Here is a 25,117-nt window from a genome sequence, read left to right on the forward strand (position 1 = left end):
CTCTTAAAGTCGTTAATTGACAACAGCCGTTACTGATGACGATCGGTATACGGCAGCAGAGACAGGTAACGCGCGCGCTTGATAGCACGAGCCAGCTGACGCTGGTATTTAGCGCGAGTACCAGTGATACGGCTTGGTACAATCTTACCGCTTTCAGTAATGTAGTTTTTCAGCGTTGCGATATCTTTATAATCGATCTCTTGAACGCCTTCCGCGGTGAAACGGCAGAACTTGCGACGACGGAAATAACGTGCCATTTGGCTAGTCTCCAGAATCTATCAATTCAATCTGCTCGGCATGCAGTACCGTTTTGTTCAGTCCATTGCGCCCTTGATGGCTGCTAATGAAGCCTGAAACGGTAACCGGCGTGCCGACCGTTATACTTTGAGTAATGGCCTGATGGGCTTTGCCGCTGATAATCACCGGCATCCGACACCAGGCCTGCCGGGTAAAACCGGCCTCCACCTGCATCGATCGGTGCTCAAGCACGAACTGGCAGTGTGGAATACCTGAGGGGCTTACCTTACGCATCGGCGTCTTGCACACGGTGCCAGACAGCGTCAGTCGATTAGCCTCCACGGTCAATTACTCTTCAGAATCCCCAGCATCTGCTTCATCAGAGGTTTCGTTAGCAAAATCTTCACGACGCTCACGGCGCTCGTCTTTCGCTTTAACCATCGGAGAAGCTTCAGTTACCGCGTGCTTAACGCGCATAACCATGCTGCGGATAACGGCGTCGTTGAAGCGGAAGTTAGTTTCCAGCTCATCGATCGCTTCCTGCGGCGCTTCAACGTTCAGCAGAACGTAGTGAGCTTTGTGCAGTTTGTTGATCGGATAAGCCAGCTGACGACGGCCCCAGTCTTCCAGGCGGTGGATCGTACCTTCTGCACCAGTGATGGTGGCAGAGTAACGTTCGATCATGCCAGGAACCTGTTCGCTTTGGTCAGGATGAACCATAAAAACGATTTCGTAATGACGCATCGAATTTGCTCCTTACGGATTATTCAGCCTCCTGTCAGGGTCAACCGTGGCCCATGGAAGCAAGGAACGTGTTTGTGTGCGGCTGAAAAATTGACGCGTAATCATACTGACGGCGGGGGGAAACTCAAGGTAAAGTCGCGCGTGGAGGTAAATTATTTGTCAGCCTGGCTGACCTCAGGCATCGGCAGTGAAAAAAACCCTCACGTTAGTACAACATTTACGCAAACAAGCGTGACGGTAAAAAGCAAGAATTACTAATACACTTTATGCCGAATGGCGCTACAATTGAAAAGTTGTGACAAGACCCTGACGCCCGGCGTCAGATTGATGACCTGATTGTGGAGTTGAACCATGAAAACCATCGCAATCGCTACCTTACTCGGACTCGTACTTTCCACTCCCGCCCTTGCCAGCAACCCTGGCTGCGTGCAGCAGATGAAAAGCCATACCAGCAAAGCGGCGAACAGCTACGTTTATATTAATCGTATCGAATCACCCACAGGCCAGTCGGTTGAGAAGCCTTTTGTAGCCACCACTGCCGCCCAGAGACTGGCGCAGCAGCTGTAAAGCAGATAAACCGTAATCGAAGGACTAGAGATGATGTTGAAAAAACGCCGCGACCGCCTCAAGTGCCGGTGGCGTAATGCGATGCCCGATGCCTTTCTCCGTTAAAAACGTCAGTCTGGCGTCGAGCTTCGCTTCTCTCAGCGCTTTTTCCAGCCGGACACTTTCTGCCGCAGGCACGACCTCGTCCGCTTCGCCATGCCAGACCAATAACGGCCTGTCGGCCAGCTTTTCCAGCTGCTGACTGACGTCATATTCCGCCAGCGGCGCCATTCTGGCTGCAAACGTTTTTTTCTGTTCGGGCGTGGTGACGACCAGCGGTGGAAAAAGCGTATGGGAAAGCGACATAAAGTAGCCGGACCCCATCAGGCAGGCGACGCTGGCTAAGTGCGAATAGCGAGCCATTGCGCCCAGCGCCGTCATGCCGCCCATCGACGCGCCCGCCACGGCAAGACGGCCGGATGCCACTAAATTCTGCTGGCGCAGCGCGGCCTCCAGCAGCGGCAATTCATCAATATTGCTTTTCAAAATGTCCCAGAAAGCGCCCAGCCGGGTTTCCGTATCGCCGCTATAACGCGAACCGTGCATAGCGGCATCGGGTAAAATCACCCGAAAGCCTGCCTGCGCCAGCGCCACGCCAAAATAGCTATAAACCTCTTTTGAGGAGGTAAAGCCGTGATAAAAAAGAATGGTCGGTAAAGGCTCATCCCTTTTTCCGGCTGGCGTCGCGTGCAGGCACTCAATATTAGCAAAAATTTCCGTACTGACTTCAATCATCATTCCTCCTTAAGGCGTTGCGCTACAGGTTATAAAAACAAATAGCCAGCCAATAATGCTGTTATTTGAGTTTATGGCTCATCTCTTTGACCTGCGTGCGGAATTCGTCACTAAATATTTTCTTATGCTGGCCGTTAACCGTTATAAGCCCTCCCCTTATCTAACAGGTTATCTTATGAAAAACTTCGCTTTTGGCCGTTGGAGCCTTGGCGTTAAGCTGTCGGTGATCACTTCTCTCAGCGTCGCCGCGCTTTTCTTAGTCTTAACGCTGGCGCTCACCCACAGCGCGTCAAATCAAATGCAGGCGCTAACCCTGGAGAATATGGAGAACCAGGTCGACGGCATTGGCGATATGGCCACCATGTTTAACAGCACGCTGCGCGAAGAAGTCGCCAACTATACCGCGCTGTTTCAAAGCTTTTTACCCAAGCAGTTTTCTATCGAGCAAGGTCAATTTATTACCGTTGGCACAGAGCAGGCTCCAGTGCTGCGTGCGGGACTGAAAACGTTGAACCTGGACGCCACGCTGGTTGACGATTTCCTGGCGCGTACCGGCGCGATTTCTACCATTTTCGTGCGTACGGGCGATGACTTTCTGCGCGTCTCTACCTCGCTGCGCAAAGAAAATGGCGACCGCGCTATCGGTACGCGCCTGGATCGCAGCAGCCCGGCCTGGAAGCTGGCACAGCAAGGCCAGATTTTCCAGGGCGTAGCGATGCTGTTCGGCAAGCGCTATATCACGCAGTATCAGCCGATGAAAGATGCCAGCGGTCAGGTCGTCGCGATTCTGTTTGTCGGCGTCGACATTACAAAACAGTACGCGCTAATCCGTGAAAAAGTGCTGTCGAAAACGCTGGGTGCCAGCGGGCATTTCTCCGTGCTGAACGATACCGAAGGCAAAAACCGTGGCCAGTATGTGTTCCACCCGGAACGCGAAGGCCAGCTGCCACTGTGGTCTGAAGCCACTCGCCAGCAGCTGTTGAATCAGGCTTCCGGCACTATCCAGGTTCAGGACGCCAGCGGCGAAACGCAGTTTATGACCTGGCATCATCTGCCGGACTGGCACTGGGTGATTCTGGGCGAGGTGAACAAATCCAGCCTGCTGGCGCCGATTGAGCATACCCGTAACCTGTTTCTGACTTTAGGCGCTGCGTTAGTAACGCTGTTTGCGCTGGGCTTTGTAACCACGACTCATCGCTGGGTCAGCGTGCCGCTACAGCAGGTCATCGATCTGGCTCGCCACTATGCGGCCGGTAACCTACAGTCGACGCTGGAGACTAAACGCCATGACGAGGTAGGCCAGCTTATCGTGGCCATTAACGGTATCGGCGATGGCCTCAACCGCATCGTTTCCCAGGTGCGTGAAGCGGCTCAGGAGATCAGCAGCGGCACCGACGCTATCGCCTCCAGCAGTGAAAATATCAGCGAGCAGATTACTCGCCAGGCGGCCAGCGTGGAAGAAACCTCCGCCAGCATGGAGCAGCTGAGCGCCACCGTATCGCAAAACGCCGCGAACGTTTCTCAGGCGCTGACGCTGGTAGGCGAAGCCGCCACGGCGGTGGGCAAAGGCGGCGAAACGGTATCGCGTTCGGTGCTGACCATGACCGATATCAAGAGCGCCTCACAAAGCATTGCCGATATCACCCACGTGATTGAATCCATTGCTTTCCAGACCAATATCCTGGCGCTTAACGCGGCGGTTGAAGCCGCACGCGCGGGCGAACATGGTAAAGGTTTTGCCGTCGTCGCTGCAGAAGTTCGCGCGCTGGCGCAGCGTAGCGCTACGGCGGCCAAAGAGATTGATGGGCTGATTGAAAACTCGCTGAGCAAAGTTGTTCAGGGGCATGACCTCTCTGAACAGACGCGTCAGTCGATGGAAGATATCGTTGGCCGGATTGAGCAGGTGAAAGTGCTGATGAGCGAAATCAACGTCGCCTCAAAAGAGCAGTCTGCCGGGATCGGCCAGGTTAACATTGCCATGAACCAGATTGGCCAGGCGACGCATGAAAGCACGGAGCTGGTCGCCACGTCGGAACTGACCGCCCACGAGCTGAGCCGCAAAGGGCACCATCTGACGGATCTGGTGCAGGTTTTCCAGGTAAGATCATAAAACAGCGGGATAGCTTACACTTGAGGTTATCTGTGAGGAGGAACCTTTATGCGTTGGCTATCTCTGCTTGTTGTTCTGCTGCTGTCTGGCTGTAGCCTGTTTGCAACCCGGCCCGAGCCGCCGCCACCGGTGCAGGCTCAGGCGCAGGAAATTACCCGGGCGCAAAGTATGACGTTAACGCGGCTGGGCACGGTCAGCGTGTCCGTTCGCGGTTCGCCGGACGATGCTGAACGCGCTATTGCCGCTAAAGCTAATGCGGCCGGCGCGAAGTTTTACGTTGTGCAGATGGTTAGCGAAACCGTCATGCCGGGACGCTGGTACTCTACGGCTATCCTGTATGGCCCTTCAGCTTCCGCCGCTGGCACGCAGTAGCAGACGCTGGCAAACTTTTTCCGGCAGTGAAACAAACCCGCGTGGATCGAGCATTTGCCGACACCAGGCATCGGCCACGCAGGGTTCCAGATGCGTCATTACCTGCACGCCGCACGCGAGGTTAAACAGCCTGTCGCACAAGTCGTGCGCCCGCGCTTCCTGTGGTTGCCGCAACAGCAGCCGTAACTGCCGCCAGCTACTGTCAAAGTACCGGTTTTGCCCTTTTACCGCCTCAAACTCGCCAGCCAGCAGCTCCAGCGCCGCAGGTTGCCTCGTCAGCACGCGCAGCACGTCCAGGCACATTACGTTTCCCGCTCCTTCCCAGATACTGTTCACCGGCATTTCCCGGTAAAGCCTTGGCAGCTCGCTCTCTTCGCAGTAGCCAATGCCGCCCAGGATCTCCATTGCCTCCGCCACGAAGCCGATACCTCGTTTGCAAACGCTATATTTTGCCGCAGGCGTAAACAGCCTGCTGAAGATTTTTTCCGCCGTGTTGCCTGTTGTCGACCAGGCTCTGGCAAGCCGTAGCAGCATTGCCGTTTGCCCTTCCAGCACCAGAGCCTGCGTACAAAGCTGCTGACGCATCAGCGGTTGCTCTAGCAGGCTTTTGCCCTGCACCTGACGCTGATGCGCATGGTAAAGCGCAACGGAGAAGGCGCGCCGCATCATCGCATGGCTGGCCAGCGCGCAGTCAAAACGCGTATAGCCGCCCATTTGCAAAATCTGTTTTACGCCCTGGCCTTCTTCACCAATCAGCCAGGCGCTGGCGGCAGAAAATTCCGCTTCGCTGCTGGCGTTCGAGCGGTTGCCCAGCTTCTCTTTCAGGCGTTCGAGGCTGACCGCGTTTCGGCTGCCGTCCGGTAGCAGACGCGGCAGAAAAAAGCAGGAAAGTCCGCCTTTGGCCTGCGCCAGCACCAGATGCGCATCGCTCTGCGGCACCGAGAAAAACCACTTATGCCCGGTCAGGCGATAATCGCCGTTGCCCATGGCTTCGGCGCGCGTGGTGTTGCTCAGCACATCGGTGCCGCCCTGTTTTTCGGTCATGCCCATGCCGATAAGCAACCCACGTTTTTGCGCGCCCGGCTGTAAGTGCGCATCGTAGCGATCGGAAAGTAAAGGCGTTAGCCAGTCACGAAACATCGCGGGCAGCTGCGCTTTCAGCAACGGCACGGCGCCAAAGGTCATGGTTATCGGGCAAAGCGTGCCGGCTTCTACCTGCGCATGCAGCATAAAACGCGCCGCGCGTGCGACGAAAGCAGCCGGAGGCGCATCGTCCTGCCACGCAAGGTTATGGACACGGTTGCTGCACAATCCCTGCATCAGCAAATGCCAGGCCGGATGGAAGCGCAGATCGTCCAGCCGCTCGCCGCAGGGATCGTAACGCAGCAGCTCGGGCGGAAAACTGTTGGCAAGGCGGCCCAACTCCAGCGATTCGGCGCTGCCCAGCTGTTGTCCCACCGAGGCCAGCAGATCGTGGTCCCATCCGGCCCCTTCGCGCATCACGGCTTCGCGCAGCGGCGTATCGGAAAGAAAAAGATTGCTGTTGGTCAGCGGACGAGGCTGATTAAAAACGGTGTGGGTTTTGTTCATTCCGGCGTCCTTCTCGTTAACACACCCATTGAGTATGCAAAAGAGAACGCGGCAGGCGAGCGGCAGAGGAAAATTTCGGGGCGCAGCTCACGCCCCGGAAAGATTATTTACCGCGCTGGCGCACGGCTTCAAACAGGCAGATACCGGTAGCGACCGAGACGTTCAGCGAAGAAACGCTGCCCGCCATCGGAATGCTGATCAGTTCATCGCAGTGTTCGCGCGTCAGACGGCGCATGCCCTCACCTTCAGCACCCATTACCAGCGCCATCGGGCCGGTCATTTTGCTCTGATAGAGATGGTGATCCGCTTCGCCCGCCGTGCCGACAATCCACACGTTCGCTTCCTGCAGCATACGCATGGTGCGCGCCAGGTTGGTGACGCGAATTAGCGGCACGTTTTCCGCTGCGCCGCTGGCAACTTTTTTCGCCGTGGCGTTAAGCTGTGCCGAGCGATCTTTCGGCACGATTACCGCATGCACGCCAGCCGCATCGGCGCTGCGCAGGCAGGCACCCAGGTTATGCGGATCGGTGACGCCGTCCAGAATCAGCAGGAAAGGCGTTTCCAGCTTTTCCAGCAGGTCGGGCAGATCGTTTTCCTGATACTGGCGGCCCGCCTTAACGCGCGCCACGATGCCCTGATGGACGCCGCCTTCTACCTGGCTATCGAGCCACTGACGGCTGGCCATCTGGATCACGATGCCCTGGGCTTCCAGCGCTTTCACTACCGGCTGCAGGCGACGATCGTCACGGCCTTTAAGGATAAAAACTTCCTGAAAGCGTTGCGGATCGCTGTCGAGCAGCGCCTGTACGGCGTGGAGTCCAAAAACTATTTCACTCATTCACTGTTACTCAATTGGTCGTTGCGTGCCGCATCCGGGATGCGGCGAGGTTGTGCTTCTGGCCGCCTTCAGGATGCGGCGGTATCGTTTTTCTTCGACGCGCGTTTGGAACGGGCTGCGGCGGCGATTTTACGGGTTTTATCCGACTGCTTGCGCGGTTTTTTCTCGCTTTTCGCGCCTGCTTCGGCAGGAGCCGTTTTGCCTTTACCGCTACGGAAGGCACTGTCCGGCTCAAAATTTACCTTTTTGCCCTGGTCACGACGACGCTTGCCGCTGTGCTGGGCAGCCGGTTTTTTAGCCCGGTCGCGTTCGGTTTTACCTTCGCCACGCGGTTTACGCGCGCTGGAGATCAGGGCGAAGTCGATTTTGCGCTCGTCCATGTGTACCGCGTCCACGCGTACTTCGACCGTGTCGCCAAGGCGATAGGTTTTTCCACCCGATTCGCCAATCAGGCGCTGGCCGATGGCATCAAAGCGGTAGTAGTCGTTATCCAGCGTGGAGACGTGTACCAGGCCATCAATAAACAGATCGTTGAGACGAACAAAGAAACCGAAGCCGGTAACGCTGGAAATAACGCCGGTAAAGGTTTCGCCCACCTGATCCTGCATAAAGTCGCACTTCAGCCAGTCGGCAACGTCACGCGTCGCTTCGTCCGCACGACGTTCGGTCATGGAACAGTGCTGGCCAAACTGCAGCATCTGCTGCATTTCATAGTGGTAGCCGCCGGTTGGCGTGGTGTTGCCTTGCAGCGTGTTATTTTCTTTCGCCAGCAGATATTTGATGGCGCGATGCAGCAGCAGATCGGGATAGCGGCGGATCGGCGAGGTAAAGTGCGCATAGGAAGCCAGCGCCAGGCCGAAGTGACCACGGTTTTCCGGATCGTAAACCGCCTGCTTCATTGAGCGCAGCAGCATGGTTTGCAGCATTTCGGCATCCGGACGCGACGAGATCTGCGTCAGCAGCTCGGCATAGTCCAGCGGATGCGGTTTCGCGCCGCCGCCCAGCGTCAGGCCCAGCTCGTTGAGCACCGAGCGGAAGCTCTTGATGCTCTCTTCCGTCGGACGATCGTGGTCGCGGAACAGTGCCGGCTCATGGTTTTTCTCTACAAAGCGCGCGGAAGCGATGTTCGCCAGGATCATGCACTCTTCGATAAGTTTATGCGCATCGTTACGCGTGACCTGCTCTACCCGTTCAATGCGGCGGTCGGCATTAAAGACAAACTTTGCCTCGTCCGTTTCGAAAGAGATGCCGCCGCGCTGCTCGCGAGATTTTTCCAGCACCAGATACATGCGATGCAGCTCTTCCAGATCTTTTACCAGCGGCTGGTACTGCTCGCGCAGTTCCTGATTACCCTGCAGGATGCTCCAGACCTTGTTATAGGTCAGGCGCGCCCAGGAGTTCATCACCGCTTCATAGTGTTTATAGCCGGTGAGCTTGCCCGTTGCGGAGATGGTCATCTCGCATACCATACACAGGCGATCCACCTGAGGGTTCAGCGAGCAAAGGCCGTTCGACAGAACTTCCGGCAGCATAGGGACAACCTGCGACGGGAAGTAAACGGACGTCCCGCGATTGACGGCTTCGTCATCCAGCGGCGTGCCCGGACGCACGTAGTAGCTCACGTCAGCAATCGCTACCCATAAACGCCAGCCGCCGCCGCGCTTTCTTTCACAGAAAACGGCATCGTCAAAGTCGCGGGCGTCTTCACCGTCAATCGTTACCAGCGGCAGATCGCGCAGATCGACACGGCCCACTTTGGCCTCTTCAGGCACTTCTTCTTTCAGTTTGGCAATCTGGCGTTCCAGCGCTTCCGGCCAGACGTGTGGAATATCGTGCGTGCGCAGAGCCATTTCTACGGCCATGCCGGTGCCCATGTTGTCGCCCAGCACTTCTACAACCTTACCGACCGCTTTGCTGCGGCGTGTCGGACGCTGCGTCAGCTCCACCACCACCACGAAGCCCATGCGGGCGTTCATTAATTCTTCTGGTGGGATCAGGATATCAAAGCTCAGGCGGCTATCGTCCGGCACCACGAAGCCAACGCCAGCCTCGGTGAAGTAACGGCCAACAATCTGATTATTACGTGGCTCAAGCACGCGAACTACACGCGCTTCACGACGGCCTTTGCGGTCCGCGCCCATCGCCTGGGCCAGGATCACGTCGCCGTGCATGCACATTTTCATCTGCTCGGCAGAGAGATAAAGATCGTCTTTGCTGCCTTCGGCGCGCAGAAAGCCAAAGCCATCGCGATGGCCGATAACTTTGCCGCGCAGCAGGTCCAGACGTTCCGGTAGCGCATAGCACTGGCGGCGAGTAAAGACTAACTGACCGTCGCGCTCCATGGCGCGCAGGCGACGACGCAGCGCCTCGGTCTGCTCTTCGCCAGAGATAGACAGCTCGGCTGCCAGCTCTTCGCGGCTGGCCGGTTTTTCGCGCTTATCTAAGTGCGCCAGGATAAATTCGCGGCTGGGAATAGGATTCTCATATTTCTCAGCTTCCCGTTCCTTAAAAGGATCTTTTGACATAGCGGTTCCTCCGTTGTCATCAGCTGCGGACTGAAGGGTGTTCAATCTGCAGCAATTGGTAGAGCGGATGGTTGTCGGCAACCAAATCAGCCAGCGTGTAGCCGTCCAGCACGGCCAGAAAACTTTGCACGGCCTCGTGCAGCGCGGTTTTCAGGCGGCAGGCTGGCGTTATGTGGCAAAAATCACTGTGACAGTTCACCAGCTGCAGCGGTTCCATATCGCGAACAACCTGGCCAATGACGATCTCGCGGGCCGGTTTACCGAGACGGATACCGCCGTTTTTTCCGCGTACCGCGGCAATATAGCCTGCCCGGCTAAGCTGATTGATAATTTTAACCATATGGTTACGCGATACGCCGTAAGCCTCGGTGACTTCCGTAATGCTGGTCATTCTGCCCGCGGGCAGAGCGGCCATAAAAATTAGCGCGCGTAAACCATAATCAGTAAAACTCGTTAGCTGCACGGTTACCTCAACGGCATGGCGCTAAAAACGCCAGCAATCCGCTCAAAATGAGTGTGTTGTAAATGATGATAAACCAGCCTTCGCGTTCGAGGCCATTTTATTTCAGTAAGCGCTGATAAAGAGAAGACGGGACGAGAAAGCGGGAGAAAGGATCAGGCCGGGCAGATGCCCGGCCTTACTATCTTATGCGTCAAATGGGTCACGCAGGATCATCGTTTCGCTACGGTCAGGTCCGGTAGAGATAATATCCACCGGCACGCCCGTTACTTCTTCTACGCGCTTGATGTAGTCGCGCGCCGCCTGCGGCAGTCCGTCCAGCGTTTTCACGCCAAAAGTGGTCTCGGACCAGCCCGGCAGGGTCTCATAAATTGGCTCGATGCCTTCCCAGCCTTCAGCGGCCAGCGGCGTCGTGGTCATTTCGCGGCCATCCGGCATGCGGTAAGCCACGCAGATTTTAACCTCTTTCAGGCCATCCAGCACGTCCAGCTTGGTCATGCAGAAGCCGGAGAGCGAGTTAATCTGCACCGCGCGGCGTACGGCAACCGCATCCAGCCAGCCGGTACGACGGCGACGGCCGGTGGTTGCGCCAAACTCGTTACCTTGTTTGCACAGGAACTCGCCGGTTTCGTCAAACAGCTCGGTCGGGAATGGGCCTGCGCCAACGCGGGTTGAGTAGGCTTTAACAATGCCCAGCACGTAATCAACATAGCGAGGACCGATACCGGAACCTGTCGCCACGCCGCCTGCGGTGGTGTTAGAAGAGGTCACGTACGGATAGGTACCGTGATCGATATCCAGCAGCGTGCCCTGCGCGCCTTCGAACATGATCAGCTCGCCTTTCTTACGCGCGCCGTCCAGCAGTTCAGAAACGTCTACTACCATGCCGGTCAGGATATCGGCAACGGCCATGATATCGCTCAGCACTTTGTCGTAGTCGACCGCTTCTTCTTTATAGAAGTTCACCAGCTGGAAGTTATGGTATTCCATGACTTCTTTCAGCTTGGTAGCAAAGGTTTCTTTATTGAACAGGTCGCCAACGCGCAAACCGCGACGGGCAACTTTGTCTTCGTAAGCCGGGCCGATACCGCGACCGGTGGTCCCGATAGCTTTGGCGCCACGCGCTTTTTCGCGCGCCACGTCCAGCGCTACGTGATACTCCAGGATCAGCGGGCAGGCTTCGGAGATAAACAGGCGGTCGCGTACCGGAAAGCCGCGATCTTCCAGACCTTTCATCTCTTTCATCAGCGCAGCAGGAGAAAGCACCACACCGTTGCCGATGATGCTGGTCACATTTTCACGCAGGATGCCAGAGGGAATTAAGTGGAGGACGGTTTTTTCACCGTTGATGACCAGCGTGTGGCCGGCGTTGTGACCGCCCTGATAGCGAACCACGTATTTCGCACGTTCGGTCAGCAGATCAACAATCTTTCCTTTACCTTCGTCACCCCATTGGGTGCCCAGTACGACGACGTTCTTACCCATTTTCAAAATCACCGATTGCTTAAAAATGGATTCTACCATCGTAAAACACGTCTTTCAGCTCTTTTAGCACACGTTTGCGTACTTTTTTGCCCGACGCGCCCTCTGGCCGCGACGGGCGCATTTGCACCGCGTTACCCGCCGCCGTGGACGCTGACCATGTACCAGATTACCACGCCAGCTACCACCAGCCCGCCGCCAAAACGGCGCAGCAGCCTGTCGGGCACCTGGGCCATCGTGAGGATCATCCGCCGCCAGATACGCGGCAGCAGCATCGGGCCAATCCCTTCTAAAATAAGCACCAGCGCCAGCGCCAGCCAAATAGTTGCGTTCATAAAGACCGTCCGGAAAAAAGAGCCGTAGTATGCCACGGCTTTTTATCGGTTTGGTTCGGAAAATGAAAGAATTCATGTTCAGAGCCTGTCAGGCAGATAATCACCTTAAAACGCCATTAATATGCATCGCTGGGCACGCCAGCGGCATGGCCACCCTCGCCTAGAAACGGACCTCCGCCTTCAGCCACCACGAGCTGGCGCTGCTGGCACGAGGGCTATGGCGTTTAGAACCGTTATAAAAACGAGAAGAAGGCGCAAACCAGGCGGCGCTGGCTTCCAGCTTCAGGTTTTGAGCAGGCCGCCAGCCCGCAACCACATCCAGCGCCGAACCGAGCTTTTTCGTCGTCATGCGATCGTATTTAGCATCTAAGCCAGTACTGTTTTTTACCAGCGCGGCCAGCCGATCCTGACGGTAAAAGTGATAAACAACGTCCAGCGAGACGTTGCTGGCCAGCTGGATGCCCGTTCCGGCAGTAAAAATATGGATATTGCTTAACTCAGGATCGAGCGTTTCGCCATAAATTTTATATCTGGTATCGCCGCCGAACAGGGCTTCATTCCCTTGTAGCCCCGTCTGGCGATAGCGTCTGGAGATATGTTCACTGCCGTCATCCCCGCTTCCCCAGGCATAGCCCAGCGTCAGCCGTGGCTGTAGCGGTAGCGCCGTAAAGGTCAGGGTAGCGCCGCCGTCCAGCGCATAACCTCGCAGGGACTGTTTCTCGCTTTGCCCGCGTACCGCGCTGATATCCAGCCAGTGGCTCAGCCGCTGTCGGGGCGGCGAGTATGAACGCAGCCCCATATTCAGCTGCCTGTCACTTGCCGCTGCCCGGTTGCGCTGCCAGAACGCATAGCCGCCCACGCGCCAGTGCTGCTGTATTTTATAGCGTGAAAACAGCAGCAGAAAATTGGTTTTATCCCCGCGCGTGCCGCTGTCCAGCAGGTCACGCTGCCAGTAATTGACGCGCCCTGCGCCTGCTTCGGTTTTCAGCCTGTCGCCAAAGCGCGCGTATACCCCGTCCACGTTTTCATCAATCAGCCATTCCCGCTCGTCGCGCAGCAGCCAGCGCCCCAGGCGAAGGTCGACGTCAGGAATAAGCGACTCATCAAAGCGCAGCCAGGCCTGGTTAAAGTTAAGCGTATTGGCGGTAGTGGCCTGGCTGGCCGTTTGCCGCTTTCTTTTCTGAATAAACTCCAGCTCGCTAAAAAAGGAAACCGGTGCGCCCTGAAAACCGCGCGCGTTGAGCCGCAGCGTGGGTTCCAGCTCAATTTTATTGTTGCGGTCATCGCCATACCTGAGCCTGTTGTTTTTTACCTCCTTCGCCTCATAGATAGCGCGCCAGTGGAATTTTATCGGCGCGTCTTTATCCGCAGCCAGGACGGATGAAAAGCAGAGCAGCAAAAAAGGAAAAAGAGAAAAGCAACGCCAGCTCATCAACGCGCTCCTCTTGCCAATAACGCTAACCGCGCTTCGCATAAGGTAATCAACGCTTCAGTCGTGTGGTGTCGCTCAGGGAAAAGCAGGCTGATAGCGATATGGCGTGCCAGCGCCAGCGTGGTAAACAGGCTGATATTGGCAATGTCACCAACTTCTGCATCCGCCAGCCAGACCGTAAGGAAGGCATCTTCATGTAGGATCAGGGCTTTTTCATCGCCGTAGCTGCGTAGCGCCTGCTCGCGAACGTGCGCCACGTAGTTTCCAGCATCCAGCGCAGCCGGCCCTGCGGCGGCCAGGTCGAAATCCAGTACCGCCAGCCGGGCTGGATTTCCCTCGACGAGCAGCAGCTGGGCCGGATAAAAATCCCGATGAAGAAACAGGCTGGTCGCTTCGCTGAACGAGCCTGCCAGCCGTTCACAACCTTTACCGACATTGTTGATCCTTGTGGCCCAGGCCGGACGCGCCGCCGCTGCCTGCGCCAGCCGCTGCCGCAGCATTGCCAGCTCGTTGGCTATCGTCCATGTTTTGCCTGCTACGGCCTGCCGGGCGCTCAGGCTATGCTGTAGCTTTACTAACGCTCTGCCAGCCAGGTAACCCGTTTCTGCCAGCCTGCCGCCGTCAGCTGTCAGGCAATCCGTCATGCGCTTGCCTGCCACCCTTTGCTGTAGCCAGAGTTTTTCTTCGGCCAGCGCCGCCAGCGGCTGCGGCACGATAAGCTCGCCGGTGCCGTTAAAGCCGTCACGCCAGAGCGCCTGCTGAACGGTAAAGCAGTGAGGGTTAAATCCTTTATGCCGATATTTACCAATGGTGGTTAGCTCGCCCTGCGCGGTATCCCAACGGTATTCGAGCACGGCACGACGGCCTGGCTTGCAGGCTAAAATCGTTGCCGACGCCAGCACAGCGGAAGGCGGCAGCCCCAACACCTGCCTCAGCGGCTCCGCTATCCGCGTTTTATCCAGCAGGGGTAACAGCGCAACGTCTGGCCGTGCCGCTTGCCTGGCCTCTTCCGTTAACAGCTGTTCAACGCGCCAGAGCAGCGCCGCAAGCTGTTGCGCCCAGTTTCCGGCACGCTTGCGGAACGGCTCAACGGCAAGCTGCATAAGCGCCAGCGCGACCTGTGCAGCAAGGCAAGGCGGTAAATCCCCACGCTGCTGGCGATAACCCGCATGCAGTGCGGCAACGGCGGCGCTGGCCTGAGGCTGGCTCAGGGTCTTTTCTATAGCCTGCAGCTCCAGCCTGGCCTGAAAGGTAGCCAGGTCGACAGCAGGATTACCTGTCCTGGCCCTGTCCCAGTCAATAAGCCGGAGCTGTCCGTCTACTGTCCGCCTGACGACCTGGTCGAGCGTAAAATCACCGTGGATCGGCGTAGCGGTGAAAACGTTATTTGCCAGTCTGTTTTCCAGCGTCTTCAGCAGCGAAATAAACAGCGCTTCCTGCTGCGGCGCTACGGCGCGCAGCGTATTGAAAACTCGTAGGGCTTCTGCAATGCCGCTGCTGGCCGTGGCAGGAATCAACGCTGGTCGGGAATGTACGCTTGCCAGCCTGCGTCCCATTTGCAAAACGTCTCGCTCAGATAGCTCACCGCCCTGCTCGGGACAAAGCGTCTTACCCTCAATCCAGCGGGTGATAAGCAGCCGGTAGTCCGGCAACGCTGCCAGCAGGCTGATTTCCCCAAGCGCCTGCCCCAGCTGGTTTCCGGCCAGCATCGCCTCATAGCGCCCGGCGCTGGCAAACCGCAGCGTGGCAAAGGGCTGGCCGTTGCGGCTCAGCAGCGCCAGCAGGCGACGCTCGGGCTTGTAGCGCAGTATTTTAATGTCGAGCGCCGCTTCGCCTGTTTCAGGCAGCCAGCGTCGCAACAGCGCATCGCGTTCCGGCGTAGCGTTCAGCAACCAGAGATGAGGAAGCTCCCGGTCATGCTGCGGGTAGCTAAGGATTATCGCCAGCTCGTGCAGCGCTACCGGCGCGAACGGATCTTGCCGTATGACCAGCCGCTGTCGTTTGGGATGCTGCCATGAAAGAGGAAAGCGCTCGGTGCTCAATGCCTTGGCGCAAAGGTAGCACCTGTTGCCATCAGCCATCTGCAACACCAGCGTGGCGACACAGCTGGTCGCAGGCTTATAGCGCAGATAATCAATGGTTAATGTCCGCAGCCCGGCAAACTGCGGCAAACTGCGCAGGCGAGCGAGTAAGAGTTTGCTATCAAGCAGCGCGGCAAGCCCCGGTAAAACGCTATCCTTGCAGGCAAGCTCTCTGTCCAGATCCTGTAACATTGCTTTCTTCCTTGTTGTGGCTCGCCTGCTGTATTGCCCACAGCCCGGCATAGCGTCCTTTTTTTGCCAGCAGCACGTCGTGCGTTCCCTGTTCCACAATTTCCCCCTTTTCCATAAAGAGGATCCGCTGCGCCCGCGCGGCAAAAGAGAGATTGTGGGTAACGATAAGCGTGGTGCGCTGGCGCATCAGCTGCGTCAGCGCAGCCATCAGCAGGTGCTCGCTTTCGCTGTCCAGCCCGGTGCCCGGCTCGTCCAGCAGCAGCAGCGGGCTTTGCCTGATAGCGGCGCGGGCGACGGCAATACGCTGACGCTGCCCGCCGGAAAGCGAATGGCCCCTTTCGCTCAGAACCGTGTCGTAGCCTTGCGGCAGCTGCATAATAAAGTCATGCGCCAGCGCCTGCTTTGCGGCCTTATAAACCTGCTCGTCGGTAACCTCTTCCAGCGCCGCCAGCGCAATGTTTTCACGTACGCTCAGGCCAAACAGGAGACTGTCCTGGGGGACATAGCTGATATTTTGCCGCACGCTTTTAATCTTACAGCGGCGCAGATCGTGGCCGTCCAGCATGATGCGTCCCGCGAGCGGATCGTACAGGCGCAGCAGCAGGCTAAGCAGCGTCGATTTACCCGTACCGGAAGGCCCCACAATCGCCAGCGACTCGCCAGCGGCCAGGCGAAAGCTGACGTGATGCAGCGTCTGCCTCTCCGCCCCCTGCCGCTGCGGATAGTCAAAACAGACGTTGTCAAAGCAGACTTCGCCACGGAGATGGCTTAGCGTCAGCGCATCAGGGCTATCGGTAATCTCCGGCCTGACGTCCATCAGCACGGTGACGCGCTCCCCCGCCGCCAGCGCTTTGGAAAGCCGCCCGGCGTATTTGGCGTATTCGCGCACGGGCCGAAAAGAATTTTTCAGGTAGGAAACAAAGATCAGCAGATCGCCTGGCGACATCCGGTTTTTCAATACCTCGCTCGCGCCGTAGTAAAGTACGAAAGCGGTGGCGGTCGCGATAATCAGATCGACCTTGCACTCCAGCGCGGCCAGTAGACGGCGAGATTTGACGTTCTGCTGCAGGCTTTGCCCGTCGTCGCTGGCGAAGCTTTTGATCGCCACCGGCTCCAGCGACAGCGCCTGTACCACGCCTATCGCCCCCAGAAACTCTGACGCGCTGGCCGCCAGCGCGCCTTCCCGCTTGCGCTGGTCGCGGCTGACCGTATGCACTCTGCTGCTGGTGCGGCCCGTGCTCAGCAGCAGTAGCGGCATTAACATCAGCGACAGCAGCGTCATTCTCCAGTTGATATAGAGCATCATGCTGAACATGCCGGTCAAAATCAGGATGTTTGCCAGCATGGGCACCATCGCCGTGATAATCGCTTCGCGCAGCATGCCGATATCGTTAATCAGCCTGGTGGTCAGGTCGCCCGTTTTCGCCCGCTGGTGAAAAGCTGGCGACAGCGTTTGCAGATGGCGAAACAGCGCCTGACGCAGCTCACTGATGATGCGGCTACCGGCAATAGCCAGGCCGACTGTACTGCAATAGCTAAGGCCGGCTTTGGCTGCCGCAATGAGGATAACGCTGACGGCACACAGCAGCAGGAGATTCGCCACCCCAGCAGACGCCACCAGGTCATTGAGCCTGCCTTCGACCGGAATATTATGCTGCGTCAGCAGATCATCGATGATAAACGCCAGCGGCCACGGCTCAAGCAGGCGCGTGCCGGTCGCCATCAGCAGGCAGAGCAGCGAGCGAATAATCAGGCCACGCTGCTGGCGGATCCACGGAGCGAAACGGGAAGCGACCCGCAGCCACGACAGGCGCATTACGGCATGCTCCCGTTCGACAGATCGACGATGCGCAGGATCTCTTCCGCCACGCTGTCCCAGCTGTGGTTGTGCATAACGTAGCGACGGGCATTTTTGCCCAGCCGCTGGCGCATAACCGGATCGTCTACCAGCGTGAGTAAGGCTTCGCACAAAGCTTCAGGATCGTCCGGCGCTGCCAGCATACCGGTGTGTCCATCCGCTACAACGTCGGCAAGATGGCCCACGCGCGTGGTGACGACCGGCAGCGCTGCGGCCATATACTCATAAATTTTTAACGGCGAGAAATAAAACTGCTCCAGCCGGGGATAAGGCGCGACGGCAATATCCGTTCTGGCCAGCCACTCAGCAACCCTTGTCGGACTCACGGCTCCGGTAAACACCACGTTGTTCAGACCCAGCCGCATGGCCTCATCCTGCAACAGCTTGCGTTCCGGGCCGTCGCCAATAATCAGCAGGCTGGTTTGCGGGCGCTGCGCCTGTAGTAGCGCGAAAGCGGTTAATAAATGCTCCAGACCGTGCCAGGGTTTTAACGTGCCGAGAAAGCCAATCACGGTGGTATCTGCATGAACCTGCGGATGCGCGGATGCGCTGGCGAAACGCCGTGGATCGACGCCATTTGCAATGATATGGATCCGTTCGGGTGAGGAAGTAAAACCGCTAAGATAGCGTTTGACGCCCGGGGAAACGGCGATGACCGCCGCCGCGCTGGCAAGCAGGTTTTGCAGCACTTTTACCGCCGCTTCTTCTGCCACCAGCTTGCGATATTTGCGCTGCTCCTCAATCAGCGGCGCGTTGACCTCCAGCACGGTACGCCAGCCCCGCTGACAGGCGTACGTTATGCCTGCAAAACTCCACAGCGAATAACGCTCGTACACCAGATCGAACGGGCCTTCTGCCTTTAAGGCGTTCTCCAGCTGTAGGTTAGCGGCCAGCGCGGCTGCCGACCTGACCTGCGCATCACCCGCCGGTAGCGGATCGAGCTGCACTACAGGGATCGCCCGCAGATCCGCTGGCGGCGTGCCGATCCTCCTGGCAAACAAAACGATCTCCGCGCCCTTCCTCAGGAAGGCGCGCAAGATCTCCTGAACATGCACCGATGCCCCTTTACAGCCAAAAACAGGAATGCCGGCGTCGGCACAGATATAGGCAATTCGCATGGGTAAAATCCTTTTTTACAGCAGCAGAATTCATTTCTGCGCCAGACTGAAAATCTCTCTCATTGTTAGCGTATTCCGATCGACATCGTAATCGCGTACGATCGTTTTACGCGCCTGCCTCGCCAGTTTTTCCCGCATATCCTGCCCGCTCAGCAGCAGCGTTATCGCCTCGGCCAGTTCTGGCGCGTTGTCTGGCGCCACGCACAGACCAGTTTGCCCATTGATAACCAGCTCCGGAATACCCGCAACCGTTGTTGAGACGACTGGCGTACCCAGCGCCATCGCCTCGACCAGAATGGTGGGCAATCCGTCACGGTCGCCGTCGTCGCTGATAACGCAGGGTGCAACCACCATCGCGCTACTCTGGATGGCGGCCGCGACTTCGTGCCGAGGCAGCATACCGGTAAAGGTGACGCGATCCTGTAGTTCGCCGACACGAACGGCTTTTTGCAAAACCTGTCGCTCTGGCCCATCGCCAATCAAAGTGCAGTGAAAGGCGATACCATGAGCCTGCAACAGCCCAAGCGCGGTAATTAATAACCGAAAGCCCTTTTTCGCTACCAGGCGGCCTACCGCTACGATTTCTGCCGGCCGTTTTAGCGGCGACAGCCAGGGAAACTGGCGCAGATCCAGACCGTTATAGAGGCGGCTGACTTTCTGCCTGTTACCCCCATAGCGCTCGCAAAGCCAGCCAAGATTGTAATCGGAGACGGTAATTACATGGCTGGCGTCGTCGATCTTACGGGCCAGCTGAATATCGGTCTCGTAGCGGTAATAGATATCTTTCGCATGGGCAGTGAAAGACCAGCTGATGCCGCTAAACCTGGCCGCAAGACGGGCAACTGTTGCCGCCTGGGTAGCAAAATGCGCGTGCAGATGCTGTAAACTATCTGCCTGAACGGCCAGCGCAATCATAATGCCCTGCGCCAGCTCGTGTACATCGTGCTCGCGCTCTTCTTCGAGCCGTGCCGCAAAATCGGGTAGCTTCTCCAGGCCCTCTTTTACCAGGGTCCAAAAGTGCTCCGCGTTGCGCTGCTTGTCCAGCCGCGTCACCGGCGCTTTCACCAGGCCGATATCGGGCTGAAAACGCGCTTCCATGACCGGCCCCAGCGCAAAAATGCTGACCATCAGGCCTGCCCGTTCATGCGCCAGGATCTCATTGACGATAAACGTCTCTGAAAAGCGCGGGTAGCGTTTCAGAACGTAGCCTACACGCAACGGTTGTAGCGACATCACGCGTTCTCCCTGATGCTCAGTATCTGGCGCACGCGGCAGGCAACCTGCTCAAGGCCGTCAAAACGCAATTTATCCCGGGGATTGCTAAACTGACGGGGTTGGGCAAACCAGGCGCTAAGATGCTGTGGCGACAGGTTAGCGGGATGAAGGCAGTCAAGCAGCCCCAGCCCGGCGAGGCGGCTTGCCCTAATCCATTGTTCCTCGCGCGGCGCAACGCGCGGCACTATCAGCGCAGCTTTATGAAAAGCCAGGATTTCCGTTAGCGTGTTATAGCCGCCCATCGCCACCACGCAGGCGGCGTTGCACAGCAGCCTGGTGGGCTCCGCGACAAATTCCACGACTCTTTTTTCCGGACTGGCAAGCTGCTTCAGAGCAAGGCGCTGCGCTTCCGGCATCATTGAACCCGTTACCAGAATGCCCTGCATGCCTTTGGGCAGTTCCGCTCTGGCAAAGGCCTCTGCCAGTTGAAAGCCGTCCTGGCCGCCGCCGACAACACAAAGCGCATAAGGCGAGGCTGCCGGGGCGATGGCATCATAGTCATTTCGGCTACGAACCCGCTGCGTGGCGTCCAGATAGCCGGTAAACGTAATTTTATTATTGATTGCGGCATCGAAATTATATTCTTTGCGTAAGTCATAGAGACGATTATCGCCATACACCCAGATAGCGGAATAGAAGTCGCGTAGCGCCGCGCTGTTTTCCTGCTTATCCCATTGCGCTTTCACCGACAGAGGATTATCGAGAATATCCCGCAGGCCGGAGACCATGTACGTTTTCTTTCTGGCGAGAAGCGGCAGGCTAAGATCGAGTTCGCGCATTGCCCCGCGCGGTACGTTATCCACGATCATAATATCTGGTGAAAAGGCGTTGAGCGCCGCATAAATAATTTGCGCGCGTAAATGAACCAGCGGCTTTATCTTTTCTCCCAGCGCACGCGGGCAATATTTTCCCTCCGGGGTTTTCTGGTAAGAAGGCAGGATGAGGCTGTCTGCGCCTTTCGGCAACGTAAAGGTTCCGGCTTCGCGAACGCCTGATATTAATAATATTTCGGCATCGGGGCAGGCTTGCAGCACCGACTGGCTAAGCAGCATGTTGCGACGAATATGCCCGAACCCCATCGTATCGTGCGAATAAAATACGCACCGGGGCTTTCTGGAAGAGTCCATTTCCAATTATCCTGTTATTAATGCTGCTTTCTTTGCAATTTTTCCAGCCATTATCCTTCAGGCCGAAAGAATATGATGTTTTATAAAAGAAGAACGATATTGATAGCCACTAAAATATGACAAAGACCTGAGGAGAAAAAAGGCTACACAAACCTAAACCAAAGGTCAACGGAGGGAGTAAAAATACGGAAGAATCACATTTCAGGCAGGCAATTAATTAAAAAACCCGCAACATATAATTTACTCAACGCGGGCTTAATAATAAAAAAGCCGGAAGAAAACTTCCGGCTGCAGGGTGTTACCGTTAACGCGTCGTTTTGGAAGGCGACTGCATAAAGCGGAAGAAGTCGCTATCCGGACTAAGCACCATGACGTCCTGATTGTTGTTAAAGCTGTTGTCATAGGCACGCAGGCTGCGGATAAAGGCGTAAAAATCCGGATCCTGACTGAACGCATCGGCAAACAGCTTCGCCGCTTCAGCATCGCCATCACCACGCGTCATCAGGGCGGTACGCTGCGCTTCCGCCAGCGTGCGGGTTACTTCATAGTCCGCCGCCGCGCGCAGTTTTTCCGCCTCTTCCTGACCTTGTGAACGCTGGCTACGGGCTACAGCCTCACGCTCGGCGCGCATACGGTTGTAGATAGCATCGGAAACTTCCGTCGGCAGGTTGATCTGCTTGATGCGCACGTCCACAACCTGGATGCCCAGCGCCGCCATACTGTTTGGATTCACCGCAGGCTCTTTGCTGCTGGTTTCACGCTCTACGCGCGCTGCCGCAGAGGCAATGGCATCGTCTGCCGCTGGCGTAGCGATTTCATCATCCTGTCCTGCACTACCGGTGTTCAGCGCATCACGCACGTCGGTGGTCAGGCGTCCACGGGAATCGGTAACGATATCCTTAACGTCCAGACGACCAATTTCAGAACGCAGACGGTCGCTGAACTTGCGTTTCAGCAGCACTTCCGCCTGGGAAACGTCGCCGCCGCCGGTGGCCAGATAGTAGCGGCTGAAGTCGCTGATACGCCACTTGATATAGGAATCCACGATCAGATCTTTCTTCTCTTTGGTGACGAAGCGATCGGCCTGGTTATCCATGGTTTGCAGACGCGCATCCAGCGACTTTACCGACTCCAGGAAAGGAATTTTAAAGTGCAGGCCTGGCGCATAAACCAGCGGTTTATTTTCATCATCGCGCAGCACTTTACCAAAGCGCATAACGATGCCGCGCTGGCCTTCCTGTACCACAAACAGTGACGCGTAAAGCACCACCAGCACAACAATCAATACGACGATTAATGGCTTACGCATCCTTAATTTCTCCCTTCGCGCTGGGTATCGTTACGCTGAGCGTTGACCCGACGCTGGTCCATAATGCTTTCCGGGCTATAAGACGAGCTGCTGCTGGCCCGCTCGTTGCCGCCTGATGCTGGCGGTAAGCGAAGCAGGTTGCTGCTGCTGTCCTGGCTCGTTGACGAGGTGCCGCTCTGGCCCCGCATCAGCTGGTCCAGCGGCAGCACCATCAGGTTATTGCCCTTGTCGTTAACCAGCACTTTACGGGTGTGGCTAAGCACGCGTTCCATCGTTTCAATGTATAAGCGCTCACGCGTAATTTCCGGCGCGGCTTTGTACTCAGGCAGAATTTTGGCAAAGCGAGCCACCTCGCCCTGCGCTTCCAGCACGGTACGGGTTTTATAAGCGCGCGCTTCTTCCAGGATACGCTGCGCCTGGCCGTTAGCACGAGGCTGGACCTCGTTAGCATAGGCTTCCGCTTCACGTACGTACTGCTCGCGGTTTTCACGTGCCGCGATAGCATCATCAAACGCAGCTTTTACTTCTTCTGGCGGACGAGCAGCCTGGAAGTTAACGTCCAGCAGCGTGATACCCATGTCGTAAGGGCGAATTGTCTCTTCCAGTTCGCGCTGGGTGTCGCTACGCACTACGGTACGCCCTTCGGTAAGGATGCGGTCCATAGTAGAACGGCCAATCACGCCGCGCAGCGCGCTGTCGGTGGCCTGACGCAGGCTGTCGTCCGCGCTGGTTACCGCAAACAGATAGCGCTCTGGATTAGTGACGCGATACTGTACGTTCATTTCCACGCGCACGACGTTTTCGTCCGAGGTCAGCATGGTGCCGGAAGCAGCCAGCTCGCGCACGGCTTCAACGTTAACCGCGCGAACCTGATCGATAAAGGTCGGCTTCCAGTTCAGACCGGGTTCCACCAGATGGCTGAATTTGCCAAAGCGCGTTACCACGCCGCGCTCCGCCTCTTTGATGGTATAGAAACCGCTGCCGGCCCAGATAACCACGGCCACCACGGCCACGATGCCGAGCAGGCGTCCACCGCGTCCTGGCGTTTGCTGTCCGCCCTCGTTTTTACCGCCGCCAAAGCCGCCGAGCTTTTTGCTCAGCTTGCGGAAAATATCATCCAAATCAGGTGGCCCTTTATCGCGACCTCCTTTGTTTCCCCCGGAGTTGCCGCCTTGATTATTGCTGCTCCCCCACGGGTCGCGGTCCTGTCCGTTATTCCCGGGCTGATTCCACGCCATGTTTCTGCTCCATTTATTGTGTATGCGGTGTTATCCCAGGGCCGGGATACGCGTGTCGGGCGTCAAACAATGTAGTCCACCAGCTCCGGCTGCTGCTTGCACAGGCGGCGCCAGTCGACAATGGGCATGCGTACTTGCAACCCTACGCTGCCGTCATCTTCATTCCACTCTTTTTCTATCGCCTGCAGCTGGTAAAAGCGGCTGCGTAGTCGCCCCGCTTCCGGCGGCAAACGCAGGTTATATTCGGCAATTTCACCCGCCAGGCGTTCGCTTAGCGCCTGAAATAACAGCGGAATGCCTTCACCGGTCTGTGCAGAAAGCCAGACGCGCACGGGCAGATTTTCTTCGTCACGATCGATCCTGGGGACGAAATCTTCCAGCGCGTCTATCTTATTCATTATTTTTAATGTGGGAATGTCGTTTGCTTCGATCTCTTCCAACACTTCTTCAACGGCTTCGATATTTTCTTCGACGCGCAGATCGGCGGCGTCAATCACGTGCAGCAGCAGCGTCGCCTGTCGGGTTTCCTGCAGCGTTGCTTTAAAAGCGGCCACCAGATCGTGCGGCAGATGACGGATAAAACCAACCGTATCCGCCAGCACCACTTCGCCGACATCCGCCACGTCCAGGCGACGCAGCGTGGGATCGAGCGTGGCGAACAGCTGGTCTGCGACGTAGACTTCCGCCGCGGTAATACGGTTAAAGAGCGTTGATTTACCGGCGTTGGTATAACCCACCAGCGACAGCGTCGGCACATCGGCCTTGTTACGCGCCTGACGTCCCTGGTCACGCTGCTTCTCTACTCTTTCAAGACGGGAAAGGATTAACGTAATGCGATTACGCAACAGGCGACGGTCGGTTTCCAGCTGGGTTTCACCAGGGCCGCGCAGGCCGATACCGCCTTTCTGGCGCTCAAGGTGCGTCCAGCCGCGTACCAGACGCGTGGCGAGATGACGCAGCTGCGCCAGTTCGACCTGAAGCTTCCCTTCATGGGTACGCGCACGTTGGGCAAAGATATCCAGGATCAGGCCCGTGCGATCGATCACCCGGCACTGGCACAGCGCTTCGAGATTGCGTTCCTGTGCCGGACTCAGGGCGTGATCGAACAGCACCACGGAAGCGCCGCTGGCTTTAACCGCCTCGGCAATCTCCACGGCCTTACCTTCGCCGACGAAATATTTTGGGTGTGGCGCCTTGCGGCTGCCGGTAACTACACGTAGTGCTTCGACACCAGCGGAAGAAACAAGAGTTTCAAACTCCTGCAGATCTTCCATATCTCTGTCCTGGGAGAAATAGATGTGTACCAGTACGGCCTGCTCACCGGCATCATAACGGTCAAACAAACTTAAAACCTCTCAGTACCTTGTTGAACCTGCTTTACGATGGCCATACTGCTTTATCAGATGCTAATGCACATTCACGCCAGAGCGGCGTATGGTCTTTTCGCCCGGCG

22 protein-coding genes are annotated in these 25,117 nt (G+C 57.0%); 3 read left to right on the plus strand and 19 right to left on the minus strand.

The annotated features are described in order from the left end of the window. Positions 1–29: 29 nt before the first annotated feature. From rpsR to rpsF, 3 genes are read right to left on the minus strand one after another with little or no spacing between them, the layout of a single operon-like run. Entirely contained in the window at positions 30–257 is a 228-nt protein-coding gene (rpsR, locus tag ACMGGR_RS19070; protein WP_000135199.1) for a 30S ribosomal protein S18, read from the minus strand. A 4-nt stretch (positions 258–261) separates the two neighbouring features. Then, positions 262–579, minus strand: coding sequence for a primosomal replication protein N (gene priB / locus ACMGGR_RS19075; RefSeq protein ID WP_125290423.1), 318 nt, complete (start codon positions 577–579; stop codon positions 262–264). Between the two features lie 6 nt (positions 580–585). Beyond that, the gene (rpsF, locus tag ACMGGR_RS19080; protein WP_125290324.1) at positions 586–981 is read right to left on the minus strand and encodes a 30S ribosomal protein S6; all 396 of its coding nucleotides are present in this window, start codon (positions 979–981) and stop codon (positions 586–588) included. 351 nt (positions 982–1,332) lie between these two features. Between rpsF and ACMGGR_RS19085 the strand changes: the two genes are divergently transcribed. Then, entirely contained in the window at positions 1,333–1,548 is a 216-nt protein-coding gene (locus ACMGGR_RS19085; protein ID WP_414147615.1) for a hypothetical protein, read from the plus strand. 24 nt (positions 1,549–1,572) lie between these two features. Here ACMGGR_RS19085 and yjfP read toward each other — a convergent pair whose 3' ends face one another. Then, the gene (gene yjfP / locus ACMGGR_RS19090) at positions 1,573–2,322 is read right to left on the minus strand and encodes an esterase (protein ID WP_414148998.1); all 750 of its coding nucleotides are present in this window, start codon (positions 2,320–2,322) and stop codon (positions 1,573–1,575) included. A gap of 175 nt (positions 2,323–2,497) precedes the next feature. Between yjfP and ACMGGR_RS19095 the strand changes: the two genes are divergently transcribed. Then, positions 2,498–4,432, plus strand: a complete 1,935-nt coding sequence (locus ACMGGR_RS19095; RefSeq protein ID WP_414147616.1) for a methyl-accepting chemotaxis protein — start codon at positions 2,498–2,500, stop codon at positions 4,430–4,432. A gap of 48 nt (positions 4,433–4,480) precedes the next feature. Then, a complete protein-coding gene (gene bsmA / locus ACMGGR_RS19100; RefSeq protein ID WP_246760827.1) occupies positions 4,481–4,804 on the plus strand; it encodes a biofilm peroxide resistance protein BsmA in 324 nt (107 codons plus the stop codon). Here the strand turns inward: bsmA and ACMGGR_RS19105 are convergent. From ACMGGR_RS19105 to hflX, 15 genes are all read right to left on the minus strand, one after another. Next, a complete protein-coding gene (locus ACMGGR_RS19105) occupies positions 4,778–6,394 on the minus strand; it encodes an isovaleryl-CoA dehydrogenase (RefSeq protein ID WP_246760826.1) in 1,617 nt (538 codons plus the stop codon). The genes bsmA and ACMGGR_RS19105 overlap by 27 nt on opposite strands. Positions 6,395–6,497: 103 nt before the next feature. Further along, positions 6,498–7,232, minus strand: a complete 735-nt coding sequence (gene rlmB, locus ACMGGR_RS19110; RefSeq protein WP_414147617.1) for a 23S rRNA (guanosine(2251)-2'-O)-methyltransferase RlmB — start codon at positions 7,230–7,232, stop codon at positions 6,498–6,500. 68 nt (positions 7,233–7,300) lie between these two features. Then, on the minus strand, positions 7,301–9,757 hold the full coding sequence (gene rnr / locus ACMGGR_RS19115) for a ribonuclease R (protein WP_246760824.1): 2,457 nt from the start codon (positions 9,755–9,757) through the stop codon (positions 7,301–7,303). Positions 9,758–9,776: 19 nt separating this feature from the next. Next, entirely contained in the window at positions 9,777–10,220 is a 444-nt protein-coding gene (nsrR, locus tag ACMGGR_RS19120) for a nitric oxide-sensing transcriptional repressor NsrR (protein ID WP_246760823.1), read from the minus strand. 183 nt (positions 10,221–10,403) lie between these two features. Further along, complete coding sequence (locus tag ACMGGR_RS19125) at positions 10,404–11,702, minus strand: adenylosuccinate synthase (RefSeq protein ID WP_414148999.1); 1,299 nt, start codon at positions 11,700–11,702, stop codon at positions 10,404–10,406. Between the two features lie 131 nt (positions 11,703–11,833). Further along, positions 11,834–12,034 carry a DUF2065 domain-containing protein gene (locus ACMGGR_RS19130; protein ID WP_246760822.1) on the minus strand — a complete coding sequence of 67 codons (201 nt, stop codon included), beginning with the start codon at positions 12,032–12,034 and terminating at the stop codon, positions 11,834–11,836. A 160-nt stretch (positions 12,035–12,194) separates the two neighbouring features. Beyond that, positions 12,195–13,466: an alginate export family protein gene (locus tag ACMGGR_RS19135; protein WP_414147618.1), complete on the minus strand. Its 1,272-nt coding sequence runs from the start codon at positions 13,464–13,466 to the stop codon at positions 12,195–12,197. Beyond that, positions 13,466–15,739, minus strand: coding sequence for a phosphotransferase family protein (locus ACMGGR_RS19140; protein ID WP_414147619.1), 2,274 nt, complete (start codon positions 15,737–15,739; stop codon positions 13,466–13,468). The genes ACMGGR_RS19135 and ACMGGR_RS19140 overlap by 1 nt, the downstream gene beginning before the upstream one ends. After that, on the minus strand, positions 15,699–17,555 hold the full coding sequence (locus ACMGGR_RS19145; protein ID WP_414147620.1) for an ABC transporter ATP-binding protein: 1,857 nt from the start codon (positions 17,553–17,555) through the stop codon (positions 15,699–15,701). The genes ACMGGR_RS19140 and ACMGGR_RS19145 overlap by 41 nt, the downstream gene beginning before the upstream one ends. Then, entirely contained in the window at positions 17,555–18,715 is a 1,161-nt protein-coding gene (locus tag ACMGGR_RS19150) for a glycosyltransferase family 4 protein (RefSeq protein ID WP_414147621.1), read from the minus strand. The genes ACMGGR_RS19145 and ACMGGR_RS19150 overlap by 1 nt, the downstream gene beginning before the upstream one ends. A gap of 30 nt (positions 18,716–18,745) precedes the next feature. Continuing rightward, a complete protein-coding gene (locus ACMGGR_RS19155) occupies positions 18,746–19,948 on the minus strand; it encodes a glycosyltransferase family 4 protein (protein ID WP_414147622.1) in 1,203 nt (400 codons plus the stop codon). Continuing rightward, on the minus strand, positions 19,948–21,117 hold the full coding sequence (locus ACMGGR_RS19160) for a glycosyltransferase family protein (protein ID WP_414147623.1): 1,170 nt from the start codon (positions 21,115–21,117) through the stop codon (positions 19,948–19,950). The genes ACMGGR_RS19155 and ACMGGR_RS19160 overlap by 1 nt, the downstream gene beginning before the upstream one ends. Before the next feature lie 304 nt (positions 21,118–21,421). After that, entirely contained in the window at positions 21,422–22,426 is a 1,005-nt protein-coding gene (gene hflC / locus ACMGGR_RS19165) for a protease modulator HflC (RefSeq protein ID WP_246760815.1), read from the minus strand. A gap of 2 nt (positions 22,427–22,428) precedes the next feature. Then, a complete protein-coding gene (hflK, locus tag ACMGGR_RS19170) occupies positions 22,429–23,664 on the minus strand; it encodes an FtsH protease activity modulator HflK (protein WP_246760814.1) in 1,236 nt (411 codons plus the stop codon). Between the two features lie 62 nt (positions 23,665–23,726). Continuing rightward, a complete protein-coding gene (hflX, locus tag ACMGGR_RS19175) occupies positions 23,727–25,007 on the minus strand; it encodes a ribosome rescue GTPase HflX (protein ID WP_246760813.1) in 1,281 nt (426 codons plus the stop codon). Positions 25,008–25,117: the final 110 nt, after the last annotated feature.

The sequence above is a fragment of the Erwinia sp. BNK-24-b genome, assembly GCF_047456155.1.
In the GTDB taxonomy this organism is placed as follows: domain Bacteria; phylum Pseudomonadota; class Gammaproteobacteria; order Enterobacterales; family Enterobacteriaceae; genus Erwinia; species Erwinia phyllosphaerae.

Coding starts and splice junctions, on each gene's coding strand:
- rpsR (WP_000135199.1), bottom strand. CDS start 257: ATGGCACGTTATTTCCGTCGTCGCAAGTTCTGCCGTTTCACCGCGGAA.
- rpsF (WP_125290324.1), bottom strand. CDS start 981: ATGCGTCATTACGAAATCGTTTTTATGGTTCATCCTGACCAAAGCGAA.
- ACMGGR_RS19085 (WP_414147615.1), top strand. CDS start 1,333: ATGAAAACCATCGCAATCGCTACCTTACTCGGACTCGTACTTTCCACT.
- yjfP (WP_414148998.1), bottom strand. CDS start 2,322: ATGATTGAAGTCAGTACGGAAATTTTTGCTAATATTGAGTGCCTGCAC.
- ACMGGR_RS19095 (WP_414147616.1), top strand. CDS start 2,498: ATGAAAAACTTCGCTTTTGGCCGTTGGAGCCTTGGCGTTAAGCTGTCG.
- bsmA (WP_246760827.1), top strand. CDS start 4,481: ATGCGTTGGCTATCTCTGCTTGTTGTTCTGCTGCTGTCTGGCTGTAGC.
- ACMGGR_RS19105 (WP_246760826.1), bottom strand. CDS start 6,394: ATGAACAAAACCCACACCGTTTTTAATCAGCCTCGTCCGCTGACCAAC.
- rlmB (WP_414147617.1), bottom strand. CDS start 7,232: ATGAGTGAAATAGTTTTTGGACTCCACGCCGTACAGGCGCTGCTCGAC.
- rnr (WP_246760824.1), bottom strand. CDS start 9,757: ATGTCAAAAGATCCTTTTAAGGAACGGGAAGCTGAGAAATATGAGAAT.
- ACMGGR_RS19125 (WP_414148999.1), bottom strand. CDS start 11,702: ATGGGTAAGAACGTCGTCGTACTGGGCACCCAATGGGGTGACGAAGGT.
- ACMGGR_RS19130 (WP_246760822.1), bottom strand. CDS start 12,034: ATGAACGCAACTATTTGGCTGGCGCTGGCGCTGGTGCTTATTTTAGAA.
- ACMGGR_RS19135 (WP_414147618.1), bottom strand. CDS start 13,466: ATGAGCTGGCGTTGCTTTTCTCTTTTTCCTTTTTTGCTGCTCTGCTTT.
- ACMGGR_RS19140 (WP_414147619.1), bottom strand. CDS start 15,739: ATGTTACAGGATCTGGACAGAGAGCTTGCCTGCAAGGATAGCGTTTTA.
- ACMGGR_RS19145 (WP_414147620.1), bottom strand. CDS start 17,555: ATGCGCCTGTCGTGGCTGCGGGTCGCTTCCCGTTTCGCTCCGTGGATC.
- ACMGGR_RS19150 (WP_414147621.1), bottom strand. CDS start 18,715: ATGCGAATTGCCTATATCTGTGCCGACGCCGGCATTCCTGTTTTTGGC.
- ACMGGR_RS19155 (WP_414147622.1), bottom strand. CDS start 19,948: ATGTCGCTACAACCGTTGCGTGTAGGCTACGTTCTGAAACGCTACCCG.
- ACMGGR_RS19160 (WP_414147623.1), bottom strand. CDS start 21,117: ATGGACTCTTCCAGAAAGCCCCGGTGCGTATTTTATTCGCACGATACG.
- hflC (WP_246760815.1), bottom strand. CDS start 22,426: ATGCGTAAGCCATTAATCGTCGTATTGATTGTTGTGCTGGTGGTGCTT.
- hflK (WP_246760814.1), bottom strand. CDS start 23,664: ATGGCGTGGAATCAGCCCGGGAATAACGGACAGGACCGCGACCCGTGG.